The organism is Gordonia paraffinivorans, assembly GCF_900683595.1.
Taxonomy (GTDB): Bacteria; Actinomycetota; Actinomycetes; order Mycobacteriales; family Mycobacteriaceae; genus Gordonia; species Gordonia paraffinivorans.
The window spans coordinates 51,999-77,423 of record NZ_CAACYD010000006.1; the positions used below are offsets into that span (position 1 = coordinate 51,999).

Here is a 25,425-nt window from a genome sequence, read left to right on the forward strand (position 1 = left end):
ACCTCCGAGTGAGGTGTGGAGCTGTCTAAGAACCGCTCCTCAACCCGGAGGTCTTCATGTCCCACCGTAATTCACCGCTGTCCCCGACTGGCCGGTTGCGTCTGGCTCGGTGTGTTGTGGACGACCGGTGGCCACTGCGCCGCGCAGCTGACCGGTTCAACGTCTCAGTCACCACGGCCAAGCGATGGGCGGATCGCTACCGCGACCACGGGCCGGCCGGAATGGTCGACCGGTCCAGCCGGCCCCGATCGTGTCCGCATCGCACCAGCCGGCGCCGGGAACGCCGGGTCGTCGGGTTACGCGTCTCCCGCCGCTGGGGGCCAGCCCGGATCGGATACCACCTGGGGTTGAACGTCTCCACGGTGCACCGCATCCTCACCCGCTACGGCTGCCTACGACTGTCGTGGATCGACCCGGCAACCGGGGCGCCGGTACGTGCCCGCAGACGCGAGGTCCGCCGGTACGAACACCAAGCGCCCGGAGACTTGATCCACGTCGACATCAAAAAGCTCGGCAGAATCCCCGACGGCGGTGGACATCGCGTACACGGCCGCGCCCAGGGCACCCGCAACTCCAGTGCCCACCGCGAGCCTGGACGAACCCGCAAAGTTGCTGGCCGCCCCAACCTGGGGTACGCGTATCTGCATCACGCCGTCGACGACCACTCCCGCTACGCCTACTCCGAGATCCTCGCTGATGAGAAGAAGGAAACCGCGACCGCGTTCATGACTCGGGCGTTGGCGCACTTCGCCTCGATCGGTGTCACCACCGCGCGAGTGATGACCGACAACGGGTCGTGTTACCGGTCCCGCATATTTCGGGACTTGTTGCACGACAACAAGATCAAGCACAAGCGGACCAGACCGTACCGGCCGCAAACCAACGGCAAGGTCGAACGATTCAACCGGACCCTGCAGGAGGAATGGGCCTACGCCCGTCCCTACCTCAGTGAAACCGAACGCGTCGCGGCCTTCCCCGAGTTCCTTCGCATCTACAATCACGAACGCGGCCACACCGCACTCCGAGGCAACTCACCCGCCGACCGCGTACCCAACCTGTCGGGTCAGTACAGCTAGGCCGTGGGATCGTCGAAGGTCGCGATGACGTCGCCGGCCTGGATCACGTCCCCGACGTTAACGCGCACGTCTGCGATGGTGCCCGCCTCCTCGGCGAGCACGGGGATCTCCATCTTCATCGACTCGAGCAGGACGACGGTGTCCCCGGCCTCGACCTCCTGCCCCGGGGTGACGAGCACCTCGAGGACGCTCGCGACGATCTCTGCGACCAGGTCTTCTGCCATGGACCCAAGTTAGCCCACCGTCCGCACGCCCACGACGGCTCGGGTGGTCGGCGACCGGCGCGCGCACCGGGGCCGTGGCCGGGGCGTTTTTGGCACGTGGGAGAATGCCTGAGACACTGTGATGTCACCATTCGGCAACAAAGGAGAATGCGTCATGGGAAAGCGCGGACGCAAGAAGCGCGCTCGTAAGAAGAGCGCAGCCAACCACGGCAAGCGCCCCAACGCCTGATCTCCGCCTCACGGCGGGTTCGGCTAGCGAGCACCAAGCGAAAAAACGCCCGGGTACGGCCTCTCGGCCGCCCGGGCTTTTTCGTGTTCGACGCCGTTCCCGCGTCAGCGGGGATCGGTGTTCTGCTCGCCGTACTCGTGGACGATGACGGTCTTGCGGATCTCGATGCGCAGACGGTCCTTGAGACCCTGTGGTGCCTGGTCGCCGCCGCACTTGCGGTTGACGAGGGCCTTGAGCTGCCGCTCGATCCCGTAGTGGGCCAGGCACGACGGGCAGTTGTCGAGGTGGCCCTGAAGGCGCTTGCGGGCGTTCTCGTCGCACTCGTTGTCGAGCAGGAGCCAGACGTCGGCGATGACCGCCGAGCAGTCGAGCTGGGTGACCTCCGGATCGATGTCGCTCATCGCGCCACCTCCGCACCCGTGGTCTTCGAACGGTTGAACCCACGATCCCGGGCGACGTCGGCCAGCAGCTCGCGGAGCTGGCGGCGTCCTCGGTGGAGTCTGGACATGACGGTGCCGATGGGGGTGTCCATGATCTCGGCGATCTCCTTGTACGGCAGGCCTTCGACGTCGGCGTAGTACACGGCCATCCGGAAGTCCTCCGGCAGCGCCTGCAGCGCGGCCTTGATCTCGTCATCCGGAAGAGCGTCGAGCGCTTCGATCTCCGCCGATCGCAACCCCTGGGAGCTGTGCTCGGCGGTGGCCGCGATCTGCCAGTCGGTGATCTCGTCGGTCGGGTACTGGGCCGGCTGACGCTGTTTCTTGCGGTAGCCGTTGATGTAGGTGTTGGTCAGAATCCGGTAGAGCCACGCCTTGAGGTTGGTGCCCTCCCGGAACGACGCGAAGGCCGTGAACGCCTTGATGTAGGTCTCCTGCACCAGGTCTTCGGCGTCGGAGGGATTGCGGGTCATCCGAAGCGCCGCACCGTACATCTGGTCGAGGAGCGGCAGCGCATCACGTTCGAAACGCTCGGTCAGCTCCTCGGCGCTCTCGGACGGGTCGGCGCGCCGCGGCGCCCCCTTCCCGTCGGACACGTCGTCGGTCGGCACGTCGGGGCTCGCGGATTCCGCGGGGCCGTCGGCGTCCGGACCGGCCGGCGCGGTGTCCGGCCGGGTGTCGGCCGAGTCGGCGTCGGATGGAGCTCCGTCGGCGGGGGCTCCGTCGGCGGGGGCTCCGTCAGATGGGGCTCCGTCAGCTGGGGCTTGGGCCACTACGATCCCTTCGATCAGAGGCGTCACTGGGACGTTGCCGATCCAGCTTACCGACCCCGCCCACTCACCGAGAGAGGTCGCGCCGGCCAGCGGCCCGCGCTCGAGTACGGCCGTGTCGCTCACGTCGGTCCCACCTCTCTCGGTTGCTCACGATCATCACGTCGCAAACAGTCACAACAGGACCCGACCGGCGGTTTGTTCCCGACGTGACCGGCACCTCGCGGGCCGCGCCCGATCGACTCGCGCGAAGCCGTGCGGCGGCCGACCGCCGTGCTCGCATACCCTTCGGAGCAGTCCCGACCCGCGACCAGCGAGGAGACCGGCCATGGCGGCAACCCCGGCGATCGCAGCCCTCGAACGCGCGAAGATCGTCCACACCGTGCATCGCTACGACCACGACCCGCGGTCGGAGTCCTATGGCACCGAGGCCGTCGACCACCTGGCCGTCGAACTCGGGATCGTCGCCGAACAGGTCTTCAAGACCCTTGTCGTCGAGCTGTCCGGCAGCCGACGACCCGGGCTGGCGGTGGCGGTGGTCCCGGTTCCCCGCAAGCTGTCGCTGAAGGCCGCCGCGGCCGCCCTCGGCGCCTCGAAGGCGAAGATGGCCGAGGCCAAGGCCGTCACCCGCAGCACCGGTTATGTGCTCGGCGGGGTCTCGCCGGTCGGCCAGCGGACCCCGCTCCCGACGGTCGTCGACTCTTCGGCGCTCGGTTTCGACCGTGTCCTGTGCAGCGCGGGCAAGCGGGGCCTCGAGATCGCGCTGGCACCCGCCGACCTGATCGCGGTGACCGACGCCGTGGTCGCCGACATCGCGGTCTGACCTGTCGGGTGTCGGACGCCTGGGGCAGCATGGAGGCATGTGCGGACGCTATGCGGTGACCACCGACCCGGCGAAGCTCGCGGCCGAGATCGACGCGGTCGACGAGGTACCCGAACCCGAGGACTCCACCGACCTCGACTCCCCCACCCCGCGCGCGCCCGGCCCGAACTACAACGTCGCGCCGACCACGACCGTGATGACCGTGGTGAAGCGGCATTCCCCCGACGACCCCGACGACGATCCGCTCCTGCGCATCCGGGCGATGCGATGGGGTCTCGTGCCGCCCTGGGCCAAGGAGGTCGGCAAGGGGCCGCTGCTGTTCAACGCCCGCGCCGAGACCGCCGCGGAGAAGAGTTCGTTCCGCGCGTCGGTGAGGTCCAAGCGATGCCTGGTGCCGATGGACGGCTGGTACGAGTGGAAGAAGGGACCCCTCGACCCCAAGGGCAAGCCGACGAAGATCCCCTTCTACATGACCCCCGAGGACGGCACGCGGCTGTTCATGGCGGGTCTCTGGTCGGTGTGGCACCCGAAGGGGACCGATGCGCCCCCGCTACTCAGCTGCACGATCCTCACCACCGACGCGGTCGGTAGGCTGCGCGAGGTCCACGACCGGATGCCGCTGATCATGCCGTACGACAACTGGGACGACTGGCTCGATCCGGACCACCCGGCGCCCGGCGAACTGTTCGCCCCGCCGCCGCAACCGCTGGCCGAGGCGATCGAGATCCGCGAGGTCGCACCGCTGGTCAACCGGGTCTCCAACAACGGCCCGGAGCTGATCGAGCCGGTGTAGACCCGGCGCCATGAAGCCGGTGGCATCGAGCCCGGAGGGACCCGTGCTGTCCGGGACACCGAGCAATGTGGACCTCGAGGTCGTGGGCCTCAGCGCGGGGCGACGAGCACCGCGGCGCCGTCGAATCGCCCCGCCTCGAGGTCGGCGAGTGCCGCGTCGGCCTCCGACATCGGGTACTCGTGCGTCGTCGCCCGCACCCCGTGGCGAGCGGCAAGCTCCAGGAACTCGCGCCCGTCCTCCCGCGTGTTGGCGGTGACGGAGCGGATCTCCTTCTCGTAGAACAGTTCCCGCTCGTAGTTGATCGCCGGGATGTCGCTGAGGTGGATGCCGGCGATCGACAGGACGCCGCCGCGGTCGAGGGCGCGCATCGCGACCGGGACCAACTCGCCGACGGGTGCGAAGGTGATCGCGGCGTCCAGCAACACCGGCGGGGCGTCGTAAGCGCCGCCCACCGACGCCGCCCCCAGTTCGGCGGCGAGCCGGCGGGACTGCTCGCCGCGCGTCATCACGTGGACCTCCATGCCCAGCGCGATCGCCACCTGGGCGCACAGGTGCGCGCTACCGCCGAAGCCGTAGAGACCCAGCCGACGCGGGCGCCCCGACTCGGCGACCGAGGCATCGAGCAGGCCGGTCCGCCGCAGCGCGCGGTAGCCGATGATGCCCGCGCAGAGCAGCGGCGCGATCGACACGTCGTCGACGTCGTCGGGCAGGGCGTAGGCGAACGCGGCGGGCACGGTGACGAACTCGGCGTACCCGCCGTCGACGTCCCACCCGGTGTACACCGATGCGGCGCACAGGTTCTCGGCGCCGCGGCGGCAGCAGTCGCAGGTGCCGTCCGTCCGGTGCAGCCAGGCGACGCCGACGCGGTCGCCGGGCGCGAACCCCTGCGCACCCGGGCCGAGTTCGACAACCTCCCCGACCACCTCGTGTCCGGGCGTCACACCCTCGCGATGGACCGGCAGATCGCCCTCGGCGACGTGCAGGTCCGTTCGGCAGACCCCGCAGGCCCGCACCCGGACCAGCAGCTCCCCCGGACCGGGCCGCGGATCGGGTTTGTCGACGAGTTGCAACGGCCGGGAGGCGATCGGTCCCGGCTCTGTCACCGACCACGCGCGCATACCCCGAGGTTATCGCCGATCGGGCGGGCTCGACGCAAGTGAAGTGCGACCGGTCTCACCATTGACGAACTCGTTTTTCCGACATCGCGTCGGTAAACTTTCCGACATGTTGTCGGCAAATCAGCGAGGGCAGTGACGTGTTCCTCGCACTCCGTGAACTGTCCTTCGCCCGCGGGCGCTTCGCCCTGATGGGATCGGTGGTCGCGCTCATCGCGATCCTGATGGTCCTGCTCAGCGGCCTGTCCGTGGGCCTCGTCAACGACGGCGTCTCCGGCCTCAAGAAGCTGCCGGTGACCTCCTTCGCCTTCCAGAAGGACGTCGCCACCGATTCTGCCTTCTCCCGCTCGCTGGTCCCGATCTCCGATGTGGAGACCTGGAAGGAGCAGCCGGGCGTCGAGGCCGCGGCCCCGTTCGGCAACACCCTCGTCAACGGCCGCACCGAGAAGGGCCTCGAGATCGACCTCGCCCTCTTCGGCGTCGAGCCGGGATCGTTCGTCGACCCGAAGGCGGCCAAGGGCGAGTCCCTCTCGGGCGCTCCCGGCGAGATCGTGATCAGCGAGACCGCCGAGGAGAACGGGCTGAAGATCGGCGACGTCGTGACAGTCGAACCGCTCGGCACGCAGCTGCGCGTCGTCGGCGTCCTCGACGGCCAGAGCACCTTCGGTCACGTCGACGTCGCCTACGTGCCGCTGAAGACGTGGCAGGAGATCCGCGCCGGCGCGCGTCCGGGCGAGCCGGTCCCCCCGCGCGTCTACGAGGACATCACCGCGGTCGCGGTGAAGGGCAAGGACGTGAACCTCGCGGCCGGTGACGCCGCCGCCGACACCACCTCGCTCACGCTCGACGAGTCCTTCGGCGCCTCGCCCGGTTACACCGCCGAGACGTCGACCCTGTCGCTCATCCAGGCGTTCCTGTACGCGATCTCGGCCCTCGTCGTCGGCGCCTTCTTCACCGTCTGGACGATCCAGCGCCGTCAGGAGATCGCGGTGATGCGCGCCATGGGCGCCTCCACCGGCTACCTGCTGCGCGACTCCCTCGCCCAGTCCTTCATCCTGCTGCTCGTCTCGGCCCTGGTCGGCATCGGCATCGGCGTGGGCATCGGCGCCGCCATCGGCTCGACCCCCATGCCGTTCGCACTCGAGGCCGGATCGGTCGCCGTCGCCGGCACCCTGCTGGTCCTGTTCGGAATGATCGGCGCCGCCGTCGCGGTTCTCCGCATCACCCGCGTCGACCCCCTGACCGCGCTGGGAGGCAACCGATGAGCGCTCTGTCCCTGAAGAACGTCACTCTCGTCCACGGCGACGGCGAGGACGTCGTCACCGCACTCGACGACGTCAGCATCGACGTCACCCCCGGCGAGTTCGTCGCCATCGTCGGCCCGTCCGGCTCCGGCAAGTCGAGCCTGCTCGCCGTCGCCGGCGCACTCACCACCCCGACGTCGGGCACCGTCACCGTCGGCGGCGTCGACCTGGGCACCGCGTCGAAGAAGGAGCTGACCCGGATCCGCCGTGAGCACATCGGTTTCGTGTTCCAGAGCGGCAACCTGCTCGGCGCCCTCACCGTGGAGGACCAGCTGCGGTTGCCGCTGACGTTCGGCAAGGTCGAGAACCCGCGGTCGCCCGCCGACCTGCTGGCCAGCGTGGGCATGAGCCACAAGGCCAAGCGTCGTCCCCATCAGCTCTCGGGCGGCGAGCGGCAGCGCGTGGGAATCGCCCGGGCGCTCGTGACCAGCCCCGACGTCCTGCTCGTCGACGAGCCCACCGCCGCGCTGGACCGCCGGCGCAGCCACGAGATCGTCGAGCTCCTCGCCCGCGAGGCGCACGAGCACGGCGTCGCCACGATCATGGTGACCCACGACCAGGACGTGCTCGTACACTGTGACAAGGTGTACGAGATGATCGACGGAACACTGAAAGCGGTGTCGTCCTAGCAGTTTTGACCGATCGAATGAGCTGAGGAGGTGGGCGTTTGCCTCGCATCCAGGCGCCCACCCTCGCCGAGCACCGCCGCCAGCAGATGCAGGCGATCCTCGACGGCGCCAAGGCCATCCTCGCCGAGACCGGAAAGGCCCCGAGCCTCGCCGCGGTCGGAGCGCGGGTGGGCCTGGCGCGGTCGAGCGTCTACCAGTACTTCTCCTCGAGCGACGAGTTGCTCGAGGCCGTGGTGGCCGATCTGTTCCCGAGCTGGGGGCGCTTCGTCGGCGACCGCGTGTCCGCGGAGTCCGAGCCGGGTCGCCGCATCTGGGCGTACATCTGCGCGAACGTCGACCTGTTCGTCGGCTCCGAGCAGGCGGTCGCCAACGCACTCGCACGCGTCGTCGACCCGAGCGTCCTGCTGGAGCCGATGCAGCGATTCCACGCCGAGTTGCAGGAGCCCCTGATCGAGGCCCTCGTCGCGCACGGCGAGTCGCACCCGCGGGAGGTCGCCGGGATCATCGACTCGGTGATCCTGCAGGCCTGCCGGTCACTCGGCGCCGAGCACTCCGACGACGAGCACTCTGACGACGAGGAGCCCCGGGAGACCGGCACCGACTCCGCCCCAGCCCCCGCCCCCGCCGCGGACCCGAAGATCGCCGCGGTCCGCGAGGAGATCCTCGCGATGATCCGCCGCCTGCTCGGCGGCTACCTCGGACTCGTCCCCGGCTCGGCGCCGGACCCGGGCAATTCGTGGTCGCCCCAGCGGGATCGGTGATCGACCCGGTGGAATTCGCGGTGGCTCACCGGAATTCGTAATCGCTCAACGGGAACGAGTCCATCTCACGCAGCGTGCGCAGGGTCGACGACGGTCGGAGCAGCGTCGCCTCCCCGTGCTGGTTGAAGTAATAGCTGCGCGAGGTGGCGCAGTTCCCGTTGTAGAACACCGAGGACTGCAGGCGATCGGTCATCTCGTCGAGGAAGGCGTCGTTGGCCGCCTCGGTGACCTCGAAGGTGTCGCGCCCGCGCCGGCGCAGTTCGCCGAAGAGTCGCGTGATGTGCTTCATCTGCCCCTCGATGGTGGTGAAGTACGACAGCCCGCTGTAGGAGTACGGACTGTTCAGGGAGACGAAGTTCGGGAACCTCGGCACCGTCACGCCCTCGTATGCCTGGAAGCGGTTCTCCCGCCAGAACTTCCCGAGCTCACGGCCCTCCCGTCCGGTGATCTCGAAGGCCGGGAAGTTCACGTCCCAGAGGTTGAACCCGGTGGCCAGGACGAGGGTGTCGATCTCGATGCGCGTGCCGTCGGCGGCGAGGATCGCGTCGGGTTCCAGCCGCGCGATGCCGCTGGTCTGGAGGGTGACGTGGGGCTTGGCGAAACTGGCGAAGTAGGTGTTGGAGAAGGTCGGCCGCTTGCACCCGAAGTCGTAGTCCGGGGTCAGCTTGCGCCGTAGCTCCCGGTCGCGGACCTGCACGCGAAGATGTGCCTTGGCCAGCAACTCGGCGAGCTTGTTGCCCGGCTTGAGCTGCTTGTGGTGCAGGACCCCGGCCACCATGAGCAGCTCCAGCATCGAGGTGTTGACCACCCGGGCCGCCTTCTGGGTGAGCGGCACACGCCGGAACATGCGCTGCACCGGCGGCGGGATCGGGAAGTCGACCTTGGGCACCACCCAGATCGGCGTGCGTTGGAAGACGGTGAGCGACTCGGCCGCCTTCGCCGCCTCCGGGATGAGCTGCACCGCCGTCGCGCCGGTGCCGATGACCGCCACCTTCTTGCCGGTGAGGTCGAAGTCGTCCTCCCAGTCCGCGGTGTGCAGGATCTTTCCCCGGAAGTTCTTGAGCCCCGGGAAATCCGGCACGTGCGGCTGGGACAGGAAACCGGTCGCGGTCACCAGGTACCGGGCCGTGCGCTCGGCGCCGTCGGCGGTACGGACCCGCCAGATCCGGGCGTCGTCGTCCCACGCCGCCGAGTCGACCCGGGCGCCGAACTCCATGTGGCGCTTGAGGTCGTACTTGTCGGCGACGTGGTGGGCGTAGCGCTTGAGCTCGGGGCCCGGGGCGAACAGCCGCGACCAGTTCGGGTTGGGCTCGAAGGAGTACGAGTAGGTCACCGACGCGATGTCGACGGCCAGTCCGGGGTAGTGGTTGACGTGCCAGGTCCCGCCGAGGTCGTCCTCACGTTCGAGAATGGCGATGTCGTCGATGCCGAGGCGTTTGAACGCGATGGCCGCACCCATCCCGCCGAAGCCGGCACCGACGATCAGCACCTCGTGTTCCGGGACCTCGCGACCGGGACCATCGGGACCGGGAAGACCGGGACCTGGGCGTGCGGGTTGCATGACTGACCCCCAATAACTGTTACCAGCAGTTACTGTAATCTAGCACACACCCGCCGCCCATCGCCCATCGCCCATCGGGCCAGGTCACCGGACATGCTCCCGGCCACCGCCCCGGCGTCAAACGCAATCAGGCGATGGCGGTCCCGTCCCACAGCACGTCGAAGAACTGGGTCGCCATCAGCTCCTCGGCCTTGTTGCGGTCGAGTCCGAGCTCGCGCCGGTAGGCCAGGACATGCTGCAGCGACAGCGCCGAGTAGAGCAGGGGCAGGTGGTCGTGCTTCTGGTCGTAGACACCCGTGGCGCCCTTGGCCGCCTCCAGGTTCTTCCGCAGATGCGACGGATGCTTGATGATGTCGCGGAGCACCGCCGCCTTGATCATCTTCTTGCGTCCGGCGGGCACGACCACCAGCTCGCCCGGATCGAACAGGGCCTTGTCGAACTCCTCCGCGGTGGCGACGGTGCACCCGGCGGTGGGACGCGGGTTGCATTCGACCATGTGGTGCTCGCCGTCCTCGGTGACCAGGTAGTCGAAGCTGATCTGCCCGTGCCAGTTCAGCTCCCGGGCGATCTTCTGGGCGGCCTCGAGCGACTCGGGCGAGTCCACCGACTGGAAGACGATGCCGCCGCGGTCGTCGATCGCCAGCGGGTGCTCGTAGCAGGAGTGCAGCACGATCTCGCCGTGATGGGCGACGCTCCAGCTGCAGCGGTCGACGCCCTTCAGGAACTCCTGCACCAGCCACGGGTCCTCGGCGGTGGGGGTCACGTCGTCGACGGAGGACTCCCCGGCCAGCGGGCCGGTGTTGGTGAGGATGTCGAGGCCGCCACGACCGTATGCGGCGCGAGCGAACCAGTGCGGCCAGCGCCCGGTGGCCTCGCGCAGTTCGTCTCGGCTGGTGACGGTCACCGATTCCGCGGCGGGCAGCCCGAGTTCGCGGCACAGCTCGGTGAAGGTGACCTTGTCGTGCACGCGGGCGAGGGTGTCGAAGTCGGGGAAGAACAGCTCCGTAGCGGGGTGCGCGGCGGCGATCCGGTCCCGGTGCCGTGCGAGATAGAAGACCTCCTCGAACATCGGCAGCAGCCAGTTGACGTCGTACTCGCCGATGGCCTCGATCACCGCGTCGATGAACGCCTCGGTCTGCTGGGTGGGCGCCGGCACCACGATGTGGCGAGTCGCGCCGCGCGAGTGGCTGCCCGGCGCCGAGGCGAACGTGTCGGCGGCCGTGACGTCTCGGCCCGTCTGCCCGAGCTTGTGGATCTCGTCGACGGCGAAGGGCATCCGGGAGGTGGTGACCAGGATTCGGGGGTCGGCAATCGTCATGAGACGAAAGTAGAACATGTGTCCGCGTCGAATCGGACGACGCCGCCGTGACAGCACGGATCCGCGCCCGCAGGCACAAATACGGCCCGGAACGGCCGCGCACAGGGCCCCGGAGTAGTTTGGCCTTCTCATGAATTCCCGAACCGCCGGACCGACCACGCCCTCGGCCACCACGTCGACGACCCGGTCCTTCGTCGCCGCCGTGTACGCCTTCGCGGTCGTCATGCTCGGTACCACCATGCCGACACCGCTGTACGCGATCTACGGCGAGCAGCTCGGTTTCGGGGTCGCGACGACGACGGTGATCTACGCCGTCTACGCGGCCGGTGTCATCGCGGCGCTGATCCTCTTCGGCCGCTGGTCCGACGTCGTCGGGCGTCGGCGCCTGCTCATCGCAGGGGCGGCGTTGTCGGCGGTCAGCGCCGTCGTCTTCCTGACCGCGGGCCCGGTGTGGCAGATGCTGATCGGCCGGGTCATCTCGGGGATGTCCGCCGGCATCTACGCCGGCGCGGCGACCACCGCCATCATCGAACTGGCCCCGCCGTCGTGGCGCGGACGGGCACCGGCGGTCGCCACCGCGGCCAACATCGGCGGACTCGGCCTGGGTCCCCTCATCGCCGGTGTGCTCGCCCAGTACGCCCCCGCCCCGCTGCACACCCCGTTCGCCGTCGACCTCGCGCTGCTGGCGCTCGCCTTCGCCGGGATCTGGCGCCTGACCGAGACCGTCGCCGTGAAACCGGGTGCACGACTGGGCATCCAGCGGCTCTCGGTGCCCGCCGACATGCGCGCCGTGTTCACCCGTGCCTCGATCGCGGCGTTCGCCGGGTTCGCGGTCACCGGGACGTTCACCGGGGTGGCGCCGACGTTCCTGTCGTCGATCCTCGGCATCGACAACCTCGCCTTCGCCGGGGTGGTGGTGTTCGCGGTGTTCGCGTCGAGTGCCGTCACGCAGATCGTGGTACGCCGCATGCCGACCGACACGGCGCTGGTCGCGGGGTGCGCGATCCTGATCGGCGGCACGTGCCTGTCCACCGCGGGCCTCGTCACCGCATCGGCGGCGCTGGTCGTCGCCGGGGCCATGGTCTCCGGCATCGGGCAGGGCATGTCGTTCTCCAAGGGCCTGGCCTCGGTGGTGGCGGCCGCCCCGCACGACCGCCGCGCGGAGGTCACCTCCACCTTCTTCGTCGTCGCCTACGTGGGCATCTCGATCCCCATCGTCGGCGAAGGGCTCACCGCCCGCGCCTGGGGGCTGCAGGAGGCGGGCATCGTGTTCAACGCCGGCGCCGCGGTGCTCGCGCTGCTGTCGCTGATCCTGACGGTCGCCGCCGTCCGGCGCGCCGGCTGACGCCTCAGGTCCGCGGCACCCCTGCGGCGGCGAGGGTTTCCGCCAGCGCGCGGAACCGGGCGCTGCTGACCAGGTCCTCGACGAGGACCACCTCACCGTCGGCGTCGGCCAGCGGGATGCACCAGTTCGGGTACTGCCTCGCGTTCGTGCCCGGTTGGTTCTGAATCCGCCGCTCGCCCACCGCATCCACGAGGGCGACGCTCAGCAGCACCGACGGGCTGCGGGCGATGAGCGCGTACAGCGCGTCGACGACCTCCGGCGCGGCGAGCGGGATGTCCCGCGGGAGCAGTCCGCGCTCGTGGGCGAGGTCGAGCACGGCATCGCGCTCGCGCTCGACGCGTTCGCGTTCGGCCTCCTCGCTCGTCTCGAGGATGCCGAGCCGGGCACGCAGGGCGACGTGGTCGCCGGCGAGGTAACCGGCGGTCGGCGGGAGATCGTGGGTCGTCACCGAGGTCAGGCAGAGTTCGCGGTAGCGCTCGGGCGGGACGGCTCCGTCGCGGTCCTGCTCGAACCAGAGGATCGAGGTTCCGAGGATTCCGCGCTCGCGCAACGTGTCCTGCACCGTCGGTTCGAAGACGCCGAGGTCCTCGCCGACGACGACCGCGTCGGCCCGTTGTGCCTCGAGCGCGAGGATCCCGATGAGCGCCTCGCTGTCGTAGTCGACGTAGGCGCCCTGCGCGGCGCTCATCCCGTCGGGTATCCACCAGAGTCGGAACAGGCCGAGGATGTGGTCGACCCGCACCCCGCCGGCGTGCCGCAGCACGGTGCGGAGCATGTCGCGGTAGGGCGTGTAACCCGCCTCGGCGAGCCTGCGCGGATGCCAGGGCGGCTGGTCCCAGTTCTGACCCTGCTGGTTGAAGCCGTCGGGCGGCGCGCCGACCGACACCCCGGTGGCGAGGACGTCGCCGAGCGCCCAGGCGTCGGCGCTGTGCCGGCCGACGCCGACGGCGAGGTCGACCATGACGCCGATCGACATCCCCGACGACGAGGCCGCGTGCGCGGCGGCGGCGAGTTGCTGATCGCAGATCCACTGCAGCCAGATGTAGAAGTCGATCCGGCGGGAGAGCTTGCGCCGCTTCTTCTTCACGTATGCCGGGTCGAGGAACTTGCCCTGCCAGCGCGGGTCGTCGGCGTCGTACCGCTCGGCGAGCGCGCACCAGGTCGCGAACCTCTTGAGGCCCTTGCCCTCTCGTTGCCGGAATGCGCGCAACGCGGCCTTGCGTTCGCGGCTGAGGGGCACCCCGTAGATCAGTTCCAGGGCCTCCATCTTCGCGCGGTAGGCCTTGTTGCGCCGGATTCTGTCGGCGGCGGTGTTCTCCGCCAGGAAGCCGCGCGCGACCTTCCGCGCCCACTTGCGCTGCGACTTGGTCAGTCCCTCGTACTCGGGGATGTCGGTCACGCGGATGTAGAGCGGGTTGAGGAAGCGCCGGGTGACCGGCAGGTACGGCGAGGCCTCGATCGGCGGCTGCGGTTGCGCCGCGTGCAGGGGGTTGACCTGGACGAAGTCGGCCCCGAACGTGGCACCGGCCGCCTCGCAGATCCCCGTCAGGTCCGCGAGATCGCCGACTCCCCACGAGTCCGCCGACCGGATCGAGTACAGCTGCACCGCCAGCCCCCACCGCTGCCCGCCGAGGAGCCGGTCGGCGGTGTGCAGCCGGCGCGGGGTGACGATCAGCGGCGCCTCGCCCGATGCCGAGGCGGCGAGATCGACGGCGTGGATGCGGTGGTAGCCGGGTTCGAGGGAGTCCGGAACCGCGAAGGTCGCGCGACCGACGAGTCGCCCGTCGACCTCCCGCGGGTCGACCCACACGTCGAGCTGTTCGGGCGCGATGATGCGCCCGTCCTCGGCGACGATCGTCACCGTCACCGGATTCCCGTGCGGGACGTGGACGCAGAAGGTGTTGCCCGTCCCCTCGGTCACGACGGTGACGGCGGGAACGAACTCGCGCCAGGGTCGTTCGTCGATCTGCCGGATCGACTCCTCGATCGCCTCGGGCGAATCCGCCGCGACACCGAGCGCGTCGAGGACGGCCACCAGCGTCTCCGGGCTCGCCTCGTGCCGCTCCTCTTCCCAGCCCACGTGATCGGTGGCCACACCGCAACGACGTGCCAGGTCGGTCAAGCGGTCGGGGTTCACGTCAGCCACCTGGTCATGGTCTCAGGATTCGGCCGGGTCCGCCGTGCATGTGTCCGCCCCGGCCGCACCCGACGACCCCTACCCGAAGATGACCCCCGGGTTCAGCAGCCACTGCGGGTCGAGAGCCGACTTGATCGCCCGCATCGCGTCCAGGTCGACGTCGGACCGACCGAGATGGGTCCATCGCGCCTTCGCCCGTCCGATGCCGTGCTCGGCGCTGATGGAACCGCCGTGCGCCGAGACGATCCCGAACACCGTGTCGGTGACATCGCCGGCGCGTTCGACGGGGACGTCGAGGAGATTGACGTGGATGTTGCCGTCGCCGACATGTCCGAAAAGAACCGGACGGCAGTCGAAGTCTCCGGAGTCCCCCACCGCGGCGAGATCCGCGAACGCCTCGGGCAGGGCGCGGATCGGGACCGAGATGTCGAGCTTGACCACCGGTGTCGCCGACGATCGCGTGATGGACTCGGTGTGGCTCTCGCGGGCGCCCCACAGCGCCCGGGCCGGCGCCGGCTCGAGCACGGCGTCGGCGAGTCCGTCTGTGCCGGAGAGCAGTTCCGCGGTGGCGGCCTCGATGTCGCCCGGCCCGCAGACCTCGAGCAGGACGTAGAAGGGCGCCCGACTCGCGGTGGGGCGCCGCTGCCCGTGCTCGTGGACGAGCGCGATCCCGGCCTCGGTCATGAGTTCGGCGGCCTCGACGGTGAGCCCCTGCGACGACGCGGCGCCGATCAGGTCGATCGCGGTCTGCACGTGGTCGACCGCGGCCACGGCGACCACCGCCGACGCAGGCGGCACCACCAGCCGGAAGAGCACGCGCGTCACCACGGCGAGAGTGCCCTCGCTGCCCGCGAGCAGGCCCGGGAGGTCATACCCGACGTTGTCCTTGATCAGCGACGTCCATCGGCGCAGGACCCGGCCGTCGGCGAGGACGGCCTCGATGCCGAGGACCTGTGAGCGGGTGTTGCCGCGCCGGATCATGCGCGTCCCCCCGGCGTTGGTCGAGACCACCCCGCCGGCGGTGGCCGACTCGCGCGATGCGAGATCGATCGGGAACGCCAGACCGGCCTGCGCGGCGCGCGCGTCGATCGCGGCGACGGTCGCGCCCGCCTGGGCTCCGACGCAGCGGCCGATCACGTCGACCTCGTCGATGTCGGTCATGCGGGACGTCGACAGCAGGATCGTCGGGCGTTCCGGATCACGCCGCGCCGGCGGCACCGACCCGCCGACCAGTCCGGTGTTGCCGCCCTGCACGCAGATCCGCGCCCCGGCGCCGGAGCAGATGCGGACGACCGCGGACACCTCGTCGGTGGTCCGGGGTCGCACGACGGCGTCCGCCTCGCCCCGGTATGCGCCGGTCCAGTCGACGAGGAAGCCCGCCATCGCATCGGGATCGGTCAGGACGTTCGCGTCCCCGACGACCTCGCGCAGGGACGCCTGCAGGGTGTCGGCCGCCCTCATCGCGTCAGGCCCGGGCGACCGCATCGGGGATCGGGGTGTCGCCGTCGTTGAACTCGATGACCTTGTGCACGGTCTCGGGCCTGGCCAGGACCTCCGCGGCGACGGCGGCCACGTTGTCGCGGCTCACCTCGTCACCCGCGGTCCGCGAGCCGCCCACGGAGATCCTGCCGGAGCCGGGTTCGTCGGTGAGCCGGCTCGGGCCGAGGATCGTCCAGTCGAGATCGCTCGCCTTGAGGTGGGAGTCGGCCGCCGCCTTGGCCTCCGCATAGGCGTAGAACGAGTTGTCCTCGGGGACTCCGTGATCGGGTCCCGCACCGAAGTACGACACCATGACGTAGCGGCGGACGCCGACCTTCGCCGCGGCGTCGATGGAGCGGATGGCGGCGTCCCGGTCGACCGCGTAGGTCCGCGTCGGGTTCCCGCCTCCCGCGCCGGCCGACCAGACCACTGCGTCGTGGTCGGCGATCGCGGTGGCGATCCCTGCGACGTCGAGGGTCTCCACGTCGGCGACGACCGGTTCCGCGCCCGTCTCCGCGACATCGCGCACATGCTCGGGGTTGCGGATGATCGAGGTCACCTGATCCCCCCGATCGGTCAGGATCCTCGCCAGCTTCAACGCGATCTTGCCGTGTCCTCCGATGATGGCCACTCGGGTCATTGACTGCTCACTTTCGGTTGCTCGCTTGTGGACTCGTGGGCGCCTGTCCCAACGTACTCACGCCGAGGCCACGTCGCCCCGGTTCGTCGACGCCTTTGCACGACAACGCCCCGGCACGACAACACCTCGGCACGACAACGCCCCGGCACGAACGCGGTGCGCGAACGTGCCGGGGCGGGGCGTCGGGGTGTCAGACGCGAGTGCGACGTCCGGTGACGGCCTTGACGATGGCCAGCAGGATGCAGGCTCCCACCAGGCAGGTGATGAAGCTGAAGATCCAGCCGGCGCCCTCCACGTCGACGCCGAAGACTTTCAGCAGGAAGCCGCCGATCACGCCGCCGATCACGCCGACGACGATGTTGAGCAGAATTCCCTGCTGCGCATCGGTCTTCATGATCTTGGAGGCGATCCAGCCTGCGAGTCCGCCGATGATGATCCATGCGATGATGCCGATTCCCAGCATTGTGTGCCTCCTAGTGCCTTGAGTCTGAAGCGTGCGAATCGCCCGGGTCGGACAGATGGTGCGATTCGCGACATGACCGGAGTTACCCACGCGCCGTGGAGCCAAACCTGCGCATGGAGATCCGTGTCCGCTTCGAGACCTCTGCGGAGGCCGTACCGAGACCTCCGGCCGCGGGACGCGTCCGGAGCAGATCACCGGTGAGCTGCAACAAACCCGCGATGGCGGCCGCTCAGGAGGCGGCCGGGTCCCGGGACGGATCTACGGACAGGTCACCTTGATCTCGTAGCTCTTCTTGACCATCTTCGTCGGGTCGGACATGTTGACGCCCGTGGCCTCTCCCTTGATCGTGTAGGTCTTGCCGTCCTTGTCGACCTCGGCGCTGCCCTCGCCGGCGCCTCGCTGGTATCCGAGGGTCACCCCGTCCACGGAACCGAGTCCGACGGATTCGACCTGCGGGTCGTCACCGGTGGACACGACGGCACCCACGCCCGACGTCCCGGCGCCGACCCCGATGTTCACCTTGCCCGCGACCTCGGCACATGCGACGGTCTTGTCGCCGAGATCGACCTCCTTGTCGTCGACCTTCACCGTCGCCTCGCTCGACGACCCGGAGTCGTCGGACTTCGCCGTCGCGGTCAACGACCCGGACTCGACCGTCACCGCCGCCCCGCTCGACGATCCGGAGTCACCCGAATCGTCTGAGCCACAGGCGGGAAGGGTCGCGGCCAGCGCCGCCGCGCCGAGAATCGAGGCGATCTGCACCTTGTTCATGAGGGACTCCCTGGGAGATGTGAACGCCCGCCGGGCGGCGAACTAGGTCGAAAATAGCCCGTTGAGCACGCACTTTGACCCAGATTCGAAGGGAGCCCCCGCTGCCGACGGGCCGAGTACCCGCGAAACGGCCGGTTCGGAATCGCGACTTGAGTTCCGGTTCGGCCGGATCCGCGTCTCAACCGGCCGGCGCCAACTTGGCGTCCGCCTCGATCATCACCGCCCGGGTCAGGTCCCGGAACTGTTCGTAGTGGCCGTGATAGCCGTATTTCGCACGCAGACTCGGCCGGCAACCGTACTCTGCGGCGGCGCCGACGGCATTGGACTCGTGGATGTAGGCAGGCAGGATGTTCTGGATCGTCGGGTCGCGGCGGAGCCGGTGCACGGTGTCCCGGTGCAGCGTCGACGACGCCCGGTACTTGGTGATCACGACGCCGAGTTCGACGATGCGACGACCGATCTCGTCGGAGAAGTCGGCGACCTGCCGCTGAACGTGCGGGATCGCATAGGTGGACAGCACGTCCGGGATCGTCGGGATGAGATATCCGTCCGCCATGGCCAGCCCATTGAGGCTGAACGGCCCGACGTTCGGCGGGCAGTCGATGAGCACGTAGTCGTAGCGGGACAGGATCGGTGCCAACGCCCGACGCAGCACCTCCACCGCCGCCAGATGGTCGTCGAGCGCCACCCGGCGGGCGCTCAGCTCCTCCTGCAGGTCGATGAGATCCAGCGACGAGGGGACGAGGTCGATTCCCGTGAGCCCGTCCGTCGCGGAGACGTCACGGCAGACCGTGCGCTCGAGGTCGAACCGCCGTGTGCCGTCGAGCACGTCGGCGAAGAGCGGGGCGACGGTGTGTCCCCGCCGGTTGAGCGCCTCCCAGCGCTGCTCCCCGATCATCATCGTGGTGAGGCTGGTCTGCGCGTCGAGGTCGATCAGCAACACCTTCTTGCCGAAGACCCCGGCCAGGAAGTCGGCGAGGCCTGCGGTGAGCGTGGTCTTGCCGACACCGCCCTTGAGGCTGATGGTCGCGATCACCGTCGGCATGTGCGTCCTCGGCTCTGGTCTCCTCGTGCCACTCGGCGATCAGGTTAACCGAGGTCAGGTGCCCACACCTGCGATGTCGCCCAATGCCGGGCACCGCGTGCGGCGCGAGCCGGTATCCGACGACGACCCGCGCCTGCGCGCGCACGAGCCGGACGACCGGTCAGCCGGCCCTGCCCAGCGCCTCGACGCGACGGTCGTGACCGGCGAACGTGGGGCCGCGTCCGCCGTCCTTCTCCGCGGCCAGGCGGGTGAACGCGGCGTGCATGACGGCCCAGTAGGTGTCGCCCCGGGCACGGCGTCGGTCGGCCCGCTTCCAGTAGCCGGGGACGCGCCGGTCGAGGTTGGCGAGGTGCACCTGCGCGGTGACGAGCTTCGGGGCCAGGCGGCCGATCCACGTCGGCTCGGGCGTTCCGGTGATGCGCAGGCCGAGGACCTGACCTCCGATGAAGAAGTACAGCCCGTGCAGGGCCTGGTGGATCGCCGATTTCACCCGGGCATCGACGACCGGGACGTGCACCTTGTCCATCAGCGTCTCGAGCATCATCTCCGAGAGGTCGTTGAGCGCATCGGCGTACTCTGACGGCGGTTCCATCACCGCGTAGCCGTAGTCGAGCAGCTCGACGGCCTCACCGAAGGTGCGCGGGATCATCGCCTCGCGGATACCCAGGAGGTGGCCGATGTACGACCAGAAGATGTTGAGGTCCTCGAGGTCCCGATACTCGTAGCGACGACCGTAGTTGATGTCGTACATGAGGTTGGCGACACCGAATGACGGTATGCCGCCGGACATCTCGGCATTGGAGATCGGCACTCCGTGTTCGGCCACCCACTCCTCGCCCCACTTCTTGCGGAGCATGACCCGCGCGTGTGCGTGCATGAGCCGGACGCGGACGGCGTTCTTGAACGCGACCCCGAAGCGGTTCAGCGCGCCGGGGGCCGGCAGGTGCACCCAGAACTCCGCCGACTCCAGCGACCGGTTGATCATGTCGCGCTGCATGCGGCCCATGGTGCCGACGGCGGACCCCACCGACCCGCCCTGGACCGTCGCCAGGGTGTTGAGGAAGATCAGCGACGCCTTGCCCGCCGGGGTGACGCTGTTCGCCACGATCGCACCGCGGTCGACGCGGTCCTTGGTGATCCATGCCGGCGGGGTGTCGATGTGCCCGAAGAGCGCCACGAGCTCGTGGGGCGGATCCTCGATGGTGTCCAGGCCGAAGTTCAGTGCGCGCTCGAACATCTCGCGCCCCTTCCGCGGCGGCAGTCGTCGGAACATCTGCACGACCGCATCCATCTCCGGGTCCCCGACCCACACGTGGTCCTTGGCTCGCGCGACGATCCCACCCGTCTCGGGCAGCCGGTCCTGCACGTCGACCCAGCCGTCGAGCAGTCGGCGTCTCGCCGGGGTCCACTCCGGGTTGAACCTCGGCCGCCCGGGAGGAGCCGGCCGGAGCGGTCGCCCGAGGACCGGGTCGACCGGGGCGCCCGGATCGGGCGGCGGAGCGAGCGGATCGAGTTCGTCGATGGCGGTCGTCACGGCAACTCCCCCTGCGGTCGATGAGATAACCAGGTGATCTAGGTTACCTATGTCGACTCCATTTGGGACGCGCTTTGGCAGTTCCCGCCCGAGTTCGACCGATCACTGGAGCGGAGTCGGATGGTTGTCCTTCGACTTGGAACGGAACAGCAGCACCCAGCCGCCGTAGAGCGCCAGGCCGATCAGAGCGATCCAGAAGAGCCCCTTGAGCAACGGGCCGACAACCGCGAGAGCGATCAGCACGACGGCGACGACGCCGAGGATCTTCCAGAAGGTGTTCGATGAGTTCGTCGTTGTGTTCATGACACCGAGTCTCCGCCGCCGGAAACCGGAAATCCACAGGTCAGCACGCATATGGGGCGAAGTTCAGGGGCTTCCCTGACCTCGACCCCTAGCGTCGGAACCAGGCCTGCGGACCACCCTCGAGGGCCTTGGAGATCCGAAGCCGGGAGGTGTCGGTGAGGTCGTCGGGCAGGGAGTCCGGGGCGAACCAGGCGACGTCGGAGTTCTCGTCGTCGGCGGCGCGGGGGTCTCCGGCGACGTGGTGGGCCAGGAAGCACACGTCGAGATATCGCGCCCGGTCCCCGTTCGGATAGGTGATCACCGGGGTCACGTCGACGCTGGTCAACCGCACGATGTCGACGGTCACCGCGGTCTCCTCGGCCACCTCGCGCACCGCGGCCCGGGCCGGTTCCTCGCCGGGTTCGAGCACCCCCGACACCACGGCCCACCGGCCGTTGTCGACGCGCCGGGTCAGCAGGACGCGACCGCCTGCGTCGAGGACGACAACGCTGACACCGGACAGCCAGAGCTCACGATGACCGACCTGGGCACGCAACTCGCGGATGAATTCGGGAACGGGCACCCCCACATCCTCCCCGCCGCCTTCCCCGGCAGCACCGGAAGCGGCGATGCGGACGCCGTGTCCGGCGGCCCGACGCGCAGAATGTCCTCCATGAGGATCTCCCGCCGAGCCGAGCAGATCGCGCCGTTCTACGCGATGGAATTCGCCAGGGACGCCGCCGAGCTGGAGGCGCAGGGCCATCACATCGTCAAGCTCAACATCGGCGAACCCGACTTCGGGGCGCCGCCGGAGGTCCTCGCTGCCGCACGCCAGGTGAGCGACGGCCGGCCGCTCGCCTACACCGGCGCGCTGGGCCTTCCCGAACTGCGTTCGGCCATCGCCGGGTTCTACCGCGACCACTTCGGCGCCGACGTGGACCCGAGGCGGGTCGCGGTCACGTCCGGGGCGTCGGCCGCGCTGCTGCTGTCGTGCGCGGCCCTCGTCGATCCCGGCGACGGCGTGCTGATCGGCGATCCGTCGTACCCGTGCAATCGGCAGTTCGCCCACGCCTTCGGCGCCGACGTCACGTTGCTGCCGACAACCGCCGCGACCCGCTTCCAGCTGACCACCGAGGCCGTCGCCGCGGCGTGGACCGAGACCACCCGCGGCGTCATCGTCGCGACGCCGTCGAACCCCACGGGCACGTCGGTGCCCTACGACGAGCTGGTCGCGATGACCGACCTCGTCGCCGCGCGCGGCGGCTGGTCCATCGTCGACGAGATCTATCTCGGGTTGTCCGATCCCGGTCCCGACGGGCGGCCTCCGCGCAGCATCCTGGCGACCGACTCCCCCGGCGCCGCCGAGACGGTCGTGATCAACAGCTTCTCGAAGTACTTCGGCATGACCGGCTGGCGTCTGGGTTGGTGCATCGTGCCCGACGAGCTCGTGGGCGTCCTCGAGCGACTGGCGCAGAACTTCTACGTCTGCCCGCCCACCCCGTCGCAGTACGCGGCGCTGGCCTGTTTCACCCCCGAGTCCCTGGCCGTCGCCGAGGGCAACCGGCGCGAGTTCGCACGGCGGCGCGGGTTGGTCATCGACGGGCTCGCGCGCATCGGGCTCGACGTGCCGGTGGTGCCCGACGGCGCGTTCTACGTCTACATCGACGTCGGCTCCACCGGGTTGACCGCGTCGGAGTTCTGCGAGCGGGCCCTGCACGAGGCCCACGTGGCGCTGACACCGGGCAAGGACTTCGGCGTGGCCGGGGCGGAGCGGTTCGTGCGGCTGTCCTACGCGGCCTCGACCGAGGACCTGGCCACCGCCGTCGACCGCCTCGGCGGGTTCGTGGAGTCGCTCCGCCCCGCCTGAACGGCCGGTGACCTCGCCATCCGGCCGATACAGTGTGGTGCGGAACACTCCTCGGACGCGGGAGACGCGCATGAGCACGGCAGATCTCGACACCGTCGACCCCGAGCGCATCGAGCAGGAGGCGGGCCGGGCCCTGCGCGGTCTCCTCGGCCGCACGCCGCGCATCCCCGGCGTGGTCGCCGGCGTCACGACCGACCGCCGCACCGTCCACCTCGACGCCGTGGGGGTGCGGTCGATCGACGACGGCTCCCCGATGACCACCGACTCCGTGTTCGCCCTGTTCTCCACCTCCAAGGCCATCACCGCGACCGTCGCGCTGCAACTCGTCGAGAGAGGGGAACTCGACCTGCACGCGCCGGCGAGCGAGTACGCCCCGGCGATCGGGGACCTGCAGGTGATCACCGGCTTCGACGCCGACGGCACCCCCTGTTCCCGCCCGCCCGCGTCGCCGATCACCACCCACCATCTGCTCACTCACACAGCGGGTTTCGGCTACTCGTTCTTCAACGAGACCTACCGTCGGCTCGAGACCGAGCACCGACAGCCGTCGATCTCCACCGCGACCATGGCCGCCCTGCGGACGCCCCTGCTGTTCGATCCGGGCACGCGGTGGGAGTACGGCTCGAACATCGACTGGGTCGGCCAGGTGATCGAGGGCGTCACCGGCCGGCGACTCGGCGAGGAGATGCACGACCGGGTGTTCGCCCCACTCGGCATGTCCGACACCGGTTTCCATCACACGGAGTCCACCCGCCACCGGCACGTGACCATGCACCACCGCCGGGGCGACGACCTCGTCGCCGAACCCTGGCGGGAACCGCCCGCCGCCCCGGAGGTCCAGATGGGCGGGCAGGGCCTGCACTCGACCGTCGGAGACTACCTGCGGTTCATGCGGATGTGGTTGGCCGACGGCCGATCCGATTCCGGCGAGCGCATCCTCTCCCCCGAGACGGTCGCGATGGCGATGCGCAACCATCTCGGCGACCTGAGGATCCACCGGCTCCCCGGACTCGATCCCCGCCTGACCAACGACGCCGAGTTCTTCCCCGGCATGACGAAGTCGTGGTCGTACGCCTTCATGATCAACGACTCCGACGCCCCCACCGGACGCCCGGCCGGTTCCCAGTCGTGGGCCGGTCTCGCGAACCTCTACTACTGGCTCGACCCGCTGAACAAGATCGGCGGATTCTGGGCGACCCAGGTCCTCCCCTTCTTCGACCCGGCCTCGGTGGAGGGCTATCTGGATTTCGAGTCCGCGGTGTACCGCGCGCTGAGCGTCTGACGCCGCACCCGGCGCACGGAATCCCCACGGCCGTGTGACATCCCAGACTTCTGGGAACCCCTGATCCCAGAACCGCCGCCGGGATTCTCCCCGCCGTCGCGGGATGGTCGAAAGGCATGGACCCCACGGATTCTGGGGGACATGAACACAACGATCACATCCCAACCCACCGACCACATCTCCCTCGGCACGCTCATGTCCGAGGTCTCCGGCCCCGTCCTCACCCCGACCGATGAGGGGTACGCCACGGAGCTGGGCGGCTTCAACCTGATCGCCGCACCGGCGGCCGACCTGGTCGTCGGCGCGACGAACGCCGACGACGTCGCCCTCGCCGTGCGATATGCCCGCGCGAACGGATTCCGCGTGGGGGCCCGGGCCACCGGACACGGCCTGCCGATCGAGGGCAGGGGCACCGTCGTCGTCACCACCTCGCGGTTGAACTCGATCACCGTCGACCCGGTCGCGCGGACCGCGCGTGTCGGTGCCGGCGTGCGCTGGCGCGACGTCGTCGCCGCGACGGCGCCGCACGGGCTGACCGGGGTCGTCGGCTCGTCCTCGCCGGTCGGCGTCGTCGGCTACACGCTCGGCGGCGGGCTGAGCCCGCTCGGGCGCCGGTTCGGTTGGGCCGCAGACCATGTCCGCTCCATCGAGCTGGTGACCGCGGACGGCGTCGTCCGCAGCGTCGACGCGTCGGCCGGCTCGGACCTGTTCTGGGCGATCCTCGGAGGGCGCGACGGTTTCGGGATCGTCACCGCCATCGAGTTCGAGCTGTTCGACCTCCCCACCGTCTACGGCGGCGGCATCTTCTTCGCCGGTTCGGCGGCACGGGACGTGCTGCACGCGTGGCGCGACTGGGCGCCGACCCTTCCGGAGGAGGCGGGCACCTCGGTCGCCGTCCTCCGCCTCCCACCGGATCCCGATCTGCCCGCGCCCCTGCAGGGACAGCTCGCCGTCCACGTCCGGTACACGCACACCGGAGACCCCGCCGCGGCGGCCGCCCTTCTCGCGCCGATGCGTTCGGCCGGGCCGATCCTGCTGGAGAACGTCGACATCCTGCCGACCGCCGCCCTGGACGCGGTGCACATGGACCCGGCCGACCCGATGCCCAGCGTCGAACGCGGCGTCCTGCTCGGCGAGTTCCCGGCCGCGGCCGTCGAGGCGCTGCTCGAGGTGGCCGGACCGCAGGTGCCGATCCCGCCGGCCATCGTCGAGGTGCGGTTGCTGGGGGGGACGTCTGCGACGGCCGCAGCGCGTGCCGAACGCGGTCGCCGGACGCCACGGCGCCTATTCCGTGATCGCGATCGGAGTGCCGGCCGGACCGCTCGCCGACCAGGTGGGTCCGCGCCTGCAGGCGGTCGTCGACGCACTGGCGCCGTGGCGGTGCGGCGCGCTGCTGAACTTCTGCGGGCTCCCGCCGCCGACCGCGCCGGCCTGTGGGGACCCGACGAGCGGCTGCGACTGGAGACGATCCGCCGCCGGCACGACCCGACGAGGGTACTGGCGAGTAGATGACCCCAACATTATGGGATAGACATCGGCG

The 25,425-nt window shown here is 69.6% G+C and carries 25 protein-coding genes and 1 pseudogene; 11 read left to right on the top strand and 15 right to left on the bottom strand.

All coding sequences use genetic code 11. The annotated features are described in order from the left end of the window. The first annotated feature begins 56 nt into the window (after nucleotides 1-56). Nucleotides 57-1,076 (top strand): IS481 family transposase, encoded by a 1,020-nt coding sequence (locus E1P53_RS07190; RefSeq protein WP_131733868.1) that lies wholly within the window; start codon nucleotides 57-59, stop codon nucleotides 1,074-1,076. Here the strand turns inward: E1P53_RS07190 and E1P53_RS07195 are convergent. After that, on the bottom strand, nucleotides 1,073-1,300 hold the full coding sequence (locus E1P53_RS07195) for a biotin/lipoyl-binding carrier protein (protein WP_131733869.1): 228 nt from the start codon (nucleotides 1,298-1,300) through the stop codon (nucleotides 1,073-1,075). The genes E1P53_RS07190 and E1P53_RS07195 overlap by 4 nt on opposite strands. A gap of 154 nt (nucleotides 1,301-1,454) precedes the next feature. Between E1P53_RS07195 and E1P53_RS21115 the strand changes: the two genes are divergently transcribed. Further along, entirely contained in the window at nucleotides 1,455-1,529 is a 75-nt protein-coding gene (locus E1P53_RS21115) for a 50S ribosomal protein bL37 (RefSeq protein ID WP_109239415.1), read from the top strand. A 104-nt stretch (nucleotides 1,530-1,633) separates the two neighbouring features. Here E1P53_RS21115 and rsrA read toward each other — a convergent pair whose 3' ends face one another. Together rsrA and E1P53_RS07210 are read right to left on the bottom strand one after the other, a co-directional pair. Beyond that, a complete protein-coding gene (rsrA, locus tag E1P53_RS07205) occupies nucleotides 1,634-1,930 on the bottom strand; it encodes a mycothiol system anti-sigma-R factor (protein WP_006899720.1) in 297 nt (98 codons plus the stop codon). Next, nucleotides 1,927-2,862, bottom strand: a complete 936-nt coding sequence (locus E1P53_RS07210) for a sigma-70 family RNA polymerase sigma factor (protein WP_131733870.1) — start codon at nucleotides 2,860-2,862, stop codon at nucleotides 1,927-1,929. Before E1P53_RS07210 ends, rsrA begins: the two co-directional genes overlap by 4 nt. A gap of 202 nt (nucleotides 2,863-3,064) precedes the next feature. Here E1P53_RS07210 and ybaK point away from each other — a divergent pair, with 202 nt between their 5' ends. Both ybaK and E1P53_RS07220 read left to right on the top strand, forming a co-directional pair. After that, nucleotides 3,065-3,559 (top strand): Cys-tRNA(Pro) deacylase, encoded by a 495-nt coding sequence (gene ybaK / locus E1P53_RS07215; RefSeq protein WP_006899718.1) that lies wholly within the window; start codon nucleotides 3,065-3,067, stop codon nucleotides 3,557-3,559. Nucleotides 3,560-3,596: 37 nt separating this feature from the next. Further along, on the top strand, nucleotides 3,597-4,352 hold the full coding sequence (locus tag E1P53_RS07220; RefSeq protein ID WP_006899717.1) for an SOS response-associated peptidase: 756 nt from the start codon (nucleotides 3,597-3,599) through the stop codon (nucleotides 4,350-4,352). Nucleotides 4,353-4,441: 89 nt separating this feature from the next. On the opposite strand, the gene E1P53_RS07225 is transcribed toward E1P53_RS07220, so the two are convergent. Continuing rightward, complete coding sequence (locus E1P53_RS07225) at nucleotides 4,442-5,470, bottom strand: zinc-binding alcohol dehydrogenase family protein (RefSeq protein ID WP_131733871.1); 1,029 nt, start codon at nucleotides 5,468-5,470, stop codon at nucleotides 4,442-4,444. A 137-nt stretch (nucleotides 5,471-5,607) separates the two neighbouring features. Between E1P53_RS07225 and E1P53_RS07230 the strand changes: the two genes are divergently transcribed. The 3 genes from E1P53_RS07230 to E1P53_RS07240 are packed head-to-tail and all read left to right on the top strand — an operon-like array spanning nucleotide 5,608 to nucleotide 8,161. After that, complete coding sequence (locus tag E1P53_RS07230) at nucleotides 5,608-6,732, top strand: ABC transporter permease (protein WP_006899715.1); 1,125 nt, start codon at nucleotides 5,608-5,610, stop codon at nucleotides 6,730-6,732. Continuing rightward, nucleotides 6,729-7,400, top strand: coding sequence for an ABC transporter ATP-binding protein (locus E1P53_RS07235; RefSeq protein ID WP_006899714.1), 672 nt, complete (start codon nucleotides 6,729-6,731; stop codon nucleotides 7,398-7,400). Before E1P53_RS07230 ends, E1P53_RS07235 begins: the two co-directional genes overlap by 4 nt. A gap of 38 nt (nucleotides 7,401-7,438) precedes the next feature. Further along, nucleotides 7,439-8,161, top strand: coding sequence for a TetR/AcrR family transcriptional regulator (locus E1P53_RS07240; protein ID WP_109239352.1), 723 nt, complete (start codon nucleotides 7,439-7,441; stop codon nucleotides 8,159-8,161). A gap of 25 nt (nucleotides 8,162-8,186) precedes the next feature. Here the strand turns inward: E1P53_RS07240 and E1P53_RS07245 are convergent, their stop codons facing one another. Continuing rightward, nucleotides 8,187-9,722: a flavin-containing monooxygenase gene (locus E1P53_RS07245; protein ID WP_006899712.1), complete on the bottom strand. Its 1,536-nt coding sequence runs from the start codon at nucleotides 9,720-9,722 to the stop codon at nucleotides 8,187-8,189. A 127-nt stretch (nucleotides 9,723-9,849) separates the two neighbouring features. Continuing rightward, entirely contained in the window at nucleotides 9,850-11,040 is a 1,191-nt protein-coding gene (locus E1P53_RS07250) for an ATP-grasp domain-containing protein (RefSeq protein ID WP_131733872.1), read from the bottom strand. 130 nt (nucleotides 11,041-11,170) lie between these two features. Here E1P53_RS07250 and E1P53_RS07255 point away from each other — a divergent pair, with 130 nt between their 5' ends. Continuing rightward, nucleotides 11,171-12,385 carry an MFS transporter gene (locus E1P53_RS07255; RefSeq protein WP_006899710.1) on the top strand — a complete coding sequence of 405 codons (1,215 nt, stop codon included), beginning with the start codon at nucleotides 11,171-11,173 and terminating at the stop codon, nucleotides 12,383-12,385. A gap of 4 nt (nucleotides 12,386-12,389) precedes the next feature. Here E1P53_RS07255 and malQ read toward each other — a convergent pair whose 3' ends face one another. The 9 genes from malQ to E1P53_RS07300 all read right to left on the bottom strand — a co-directional run bounded on the left by malQ (nucleotide 12,390) and on the right by E1P53_RS07300 (nucleotide 21,319). Next, complete coding sequence (gene malQ, locus E1P53_RS07260) at nucleotides 12,390-14,522, bottom strand: 4-alpha-glucanotransferase (RefSeq protein WP_131734514.1); 2,133 nt, start codon at nucleotides 14,520-14,522, stop codon at nucleotides 12,390-12,392. A gap of 78 nt (nucleotides 14,523-14,600) precedes the next feature. Continuing rightward, on the bottom strand, nucleotides 14,601-15,983 hold the full coding sequence (locus E1P53_RS07265) for an FAD-binding oxidoreductase (RefSeq protein WP_131733873.1): 1,383 nt from the start codon (nucleotides 15,981-15,983) through the stop codon (nucleotides 14,601-14,603). Nucleotides 15,984-15,987: 4 nt separating this feature from the next. Continuing rightward, nucleotides 15,988-16,641, bottom strand: a complete 654-nt coding sequence (locus E1P53_RS07270; protein ID WP_006899707.1) for an SDR family oxidoreductase — start codon at nucleotides 16,639-16,641, stop codon at nucleotides 15,988-15,990. 190 nt (nucleotides 16,642-16,831) lie between these two features. Next, a complete protein-coding gene (locus E1P53_RS07275; RefSeq protein WP_006899706.1) occupies nucleotides 16,832-17,104 on the bottom strand; it encodes a GlsB/YeaQ/YmgE family stress response membrane protein in 273 nt (90 codons plus the stop codon). A gap of 258 nt (nucleotides 17,105-17,362) precedes the next feature. Beyond that, a complete protein-coding gene (locus tag E1P53_RS07280; RefSeq protein WP_131733874.1) occupies nucleotides 17,363-17,875 on the bottom strand; it encodes a lipoprotein LpqH in 513 nt (170 codons plus the stop codon). Nucleotides 17,876-18,053: 178 nt separating this feature from the next. Then, the gene (locus E1P53_RS07285) at nucleotides 18,054-18,920 is read right to left on the bottom strand and encodes a ParA family protein (protein ID WP_006899704.1); all 867 of its coding nucleotides are present in this window, start codon (nucleotides 18,918-18,920) and stop codon (nucleotides 18,054-18,056) included. Nucleotides 18,921-19,080: 160 nt separating this feature from the next. Next, nucleotides 19,081-20,454, bottom strand: coding sequence for an oxygenase MpaB family protein (locus E1P53_RS07290; protein WP_131733875.1), 1,374 nt, complete (start codon nucleotides 20,452-20,454; stop codon nucleotides 19,081-19,083). A gap of 102 nt (nucleotides 20,455-20,556) precedes the next feature. Beyond that, a complete protein-coding gene (locus E1P53_RS07295; RefSeq protein WP_006899702.1) occupies nucleotides 20,557-20,757 on the bottom strand; it encodes a hypothetical protein in 201 nt (66 codons plus the stop codon). An 88-nt stretch (nucleotides 20,758-20,845) separates the two neighbouring features. After that, entirely contained in the window at nucleotides 20,846-21,319 is a 474-nt protein-coding gene (locus E1P53_RS07300) for an NUDIX hydrolase (RefSeq protein ID WP_131733876.1), read from the bottom strand. A 90-nt stretch (nucleotides 21,320-21,409) separates the two neighbouring features. Between E1P53_RS07300 and E1P53_RS07305 the strand changes: the two genes are divergently transcribed. The 3 genes and pseudogenes from E1P53_RS07305 (at nucleotide 21,410) to E1P53_RS07315 (ending at nucleotide 25,416) form a co-directional block, all read left to right on the top strand. Further along, nucleotides 21,410-22,603: a pyridoxal phosphate-dependent aminotransferase gene (locus tag E1P53_RS07305; protein ID WP_040526549.1), complete on the top strand. Its 1,194-nt coding sequence runs from the start codon at nucleotides 21,410-21,412 to the stop codon at nucleotides 22,601-22,603. Nucleotides 22,604-22,673: 70 nt separating this feature from the next. Next, the gene (gene acmB, locus E1P53_RS07310; protein ID WP_131733877.1) at nucleotides 22,674-23,885 is read left to right on the top strand and encodes a methyl acetate hydrolase AcmB; all 1,212 of its coding nucleotides are present in this window, start codon (nucleotides 22,674-22,676) and stop codon (nucleotides 23,883-23,885) included. 141 nt (nucleotides 23,886-24,026) lie between these two features. Continuing rightward, nucleotides 24,027-25,416: pseudogene (locus E1P53_RS07315) on the top strand (FAD-binding oxidoreductase). The last annotated feature ends 9 nt before the right edge of the window (nucleotides 25,417-25,425 follow it).

Bases quoted from the DNA above. Each gene is read 5' to 3' on its own strand.
- E1P53_RS07250 (WP_131733872.1), bottom strand. From the start codon at position 11,040: ATGACGATTGCCGACCCCCGAATCCTGGTCACCACCTCCCGGATGCCC.
- E1P53_RS07220 (WP_006899717.1), top strand. From the start codon at position 3,597: ATGTGCGGACGCTATGCGGTGACCACCGACCCGGCGAAGCTCGCGGCC.
- E1P53_RS07235 (WP_006899714.1), top strand. From the start codon at position 6,729: ATGAGCGCTCTGTCCCTGAAGAACGTCACTCTCGTCCACGGCGACGGC.
- ybaK (WP_006899718.1), top strand. From the start codon at position 3,065: ATGGCGGCAACCCCGGCGATCGCAGCCCTCGAACGCGCGAAGATCGTC.
- E1P53_RS07245 (WP_006899712.1), bottom strand. From the start codon at position 9,722: ATGCAACCCGCACGCCCAGGTCCCGGTCTTCCCGGTCCCGATGGTCCC.
- E1P53_RS07275 (WP_006899706.1), bottom strand. From the start codon at position 17,104: ATGCTGGGAATCGGCATCATCGCATGGATCATCATCGGCGGACTCGCA.
- E1P53_RS07270 (WP_006899707.1), bottom strand. From the start codon at position 16,641: ATGACCCGAGTGGCCATCATCGGAGGACACGGCAAGATCGCGTTGAAG.
- E1P53_RS07295 (WP_006899702.1), bottom strand. From the start codon at position 20,757: ATGAACACAACGACGAACTCATCGAACACCTTCTGGAAGATCCTCGGC.
- E1P53_RS07305 (WP_040526549.1), top strand. From the start codon at position 21,410: ATGAGGATCTCCCGCCGAGCCGAGCAGATCGCGCCGTTCTACGCGATG.
- E1P53_RS07285 (WP_006899704.1), bottom strand. From the start codon at position 18,920: ATGCCGACGGTGATCGCGACCATCAGCCTCAAGGGCGGTGTCGGCAAG.
- E1P53_RS07280 (WP_131733874.1), bottom strand. From the start codon at position 17,875: ATGAACAAGGTGCAGATCGCCTCGATTCTCGGCGCGGCGGCGCTGGCC.
- E1P53_RS07265 (WP_131733873.1), bottom strand. From the start codon at position 15,983: ATGAGGGCGGCCGACACCCTGCAGGCGTCCCTGCGCGAGGTCGTCGGG.
- acmB (WP_131733877.1), top strand. From the start codon at position 22,674: ATGAGCACGGCAGATCTCGACACCGTCGACCCCGAGCGCATCGAGCAG.
- E1P53_RS07190 (WP_131733868.1), top strand. From the start codon at position 57: ATGTCCCACCGTAATTCACCGCTGTCCCCGACTGGCCGGTTGCGTCTG.
- E1P53_RS07195 (WP_131733869.1), bottom strand. From the start codon at position 1,300: ATGGCAGAAGACCTGGTCGCAGAGATCGTCGCGAGCGTCCTCGAGGTG.
- rsrA (WP_006899720.1), bottom strand. From the start codon at position 1,930: ATGAGCGACATCGATCCGGAGGTCACCCAGCTCGACTGCTCGGCGGTC.
- E1P53_RS07255 (WP_006899710.1), top strand. From the start codon at position 11,171: ATGAATTCCCGAACCGCCGGACCGACCACGCCCTCGGCCACCACGTCG.
- E1P53_RS07225 (WP_131733871.1), bottom strand. From the start codon at position 5,470: ATGCGCGCGTGGTCGGTGACAGAGCCGGGACCGATCGCCTCCCGGCCG.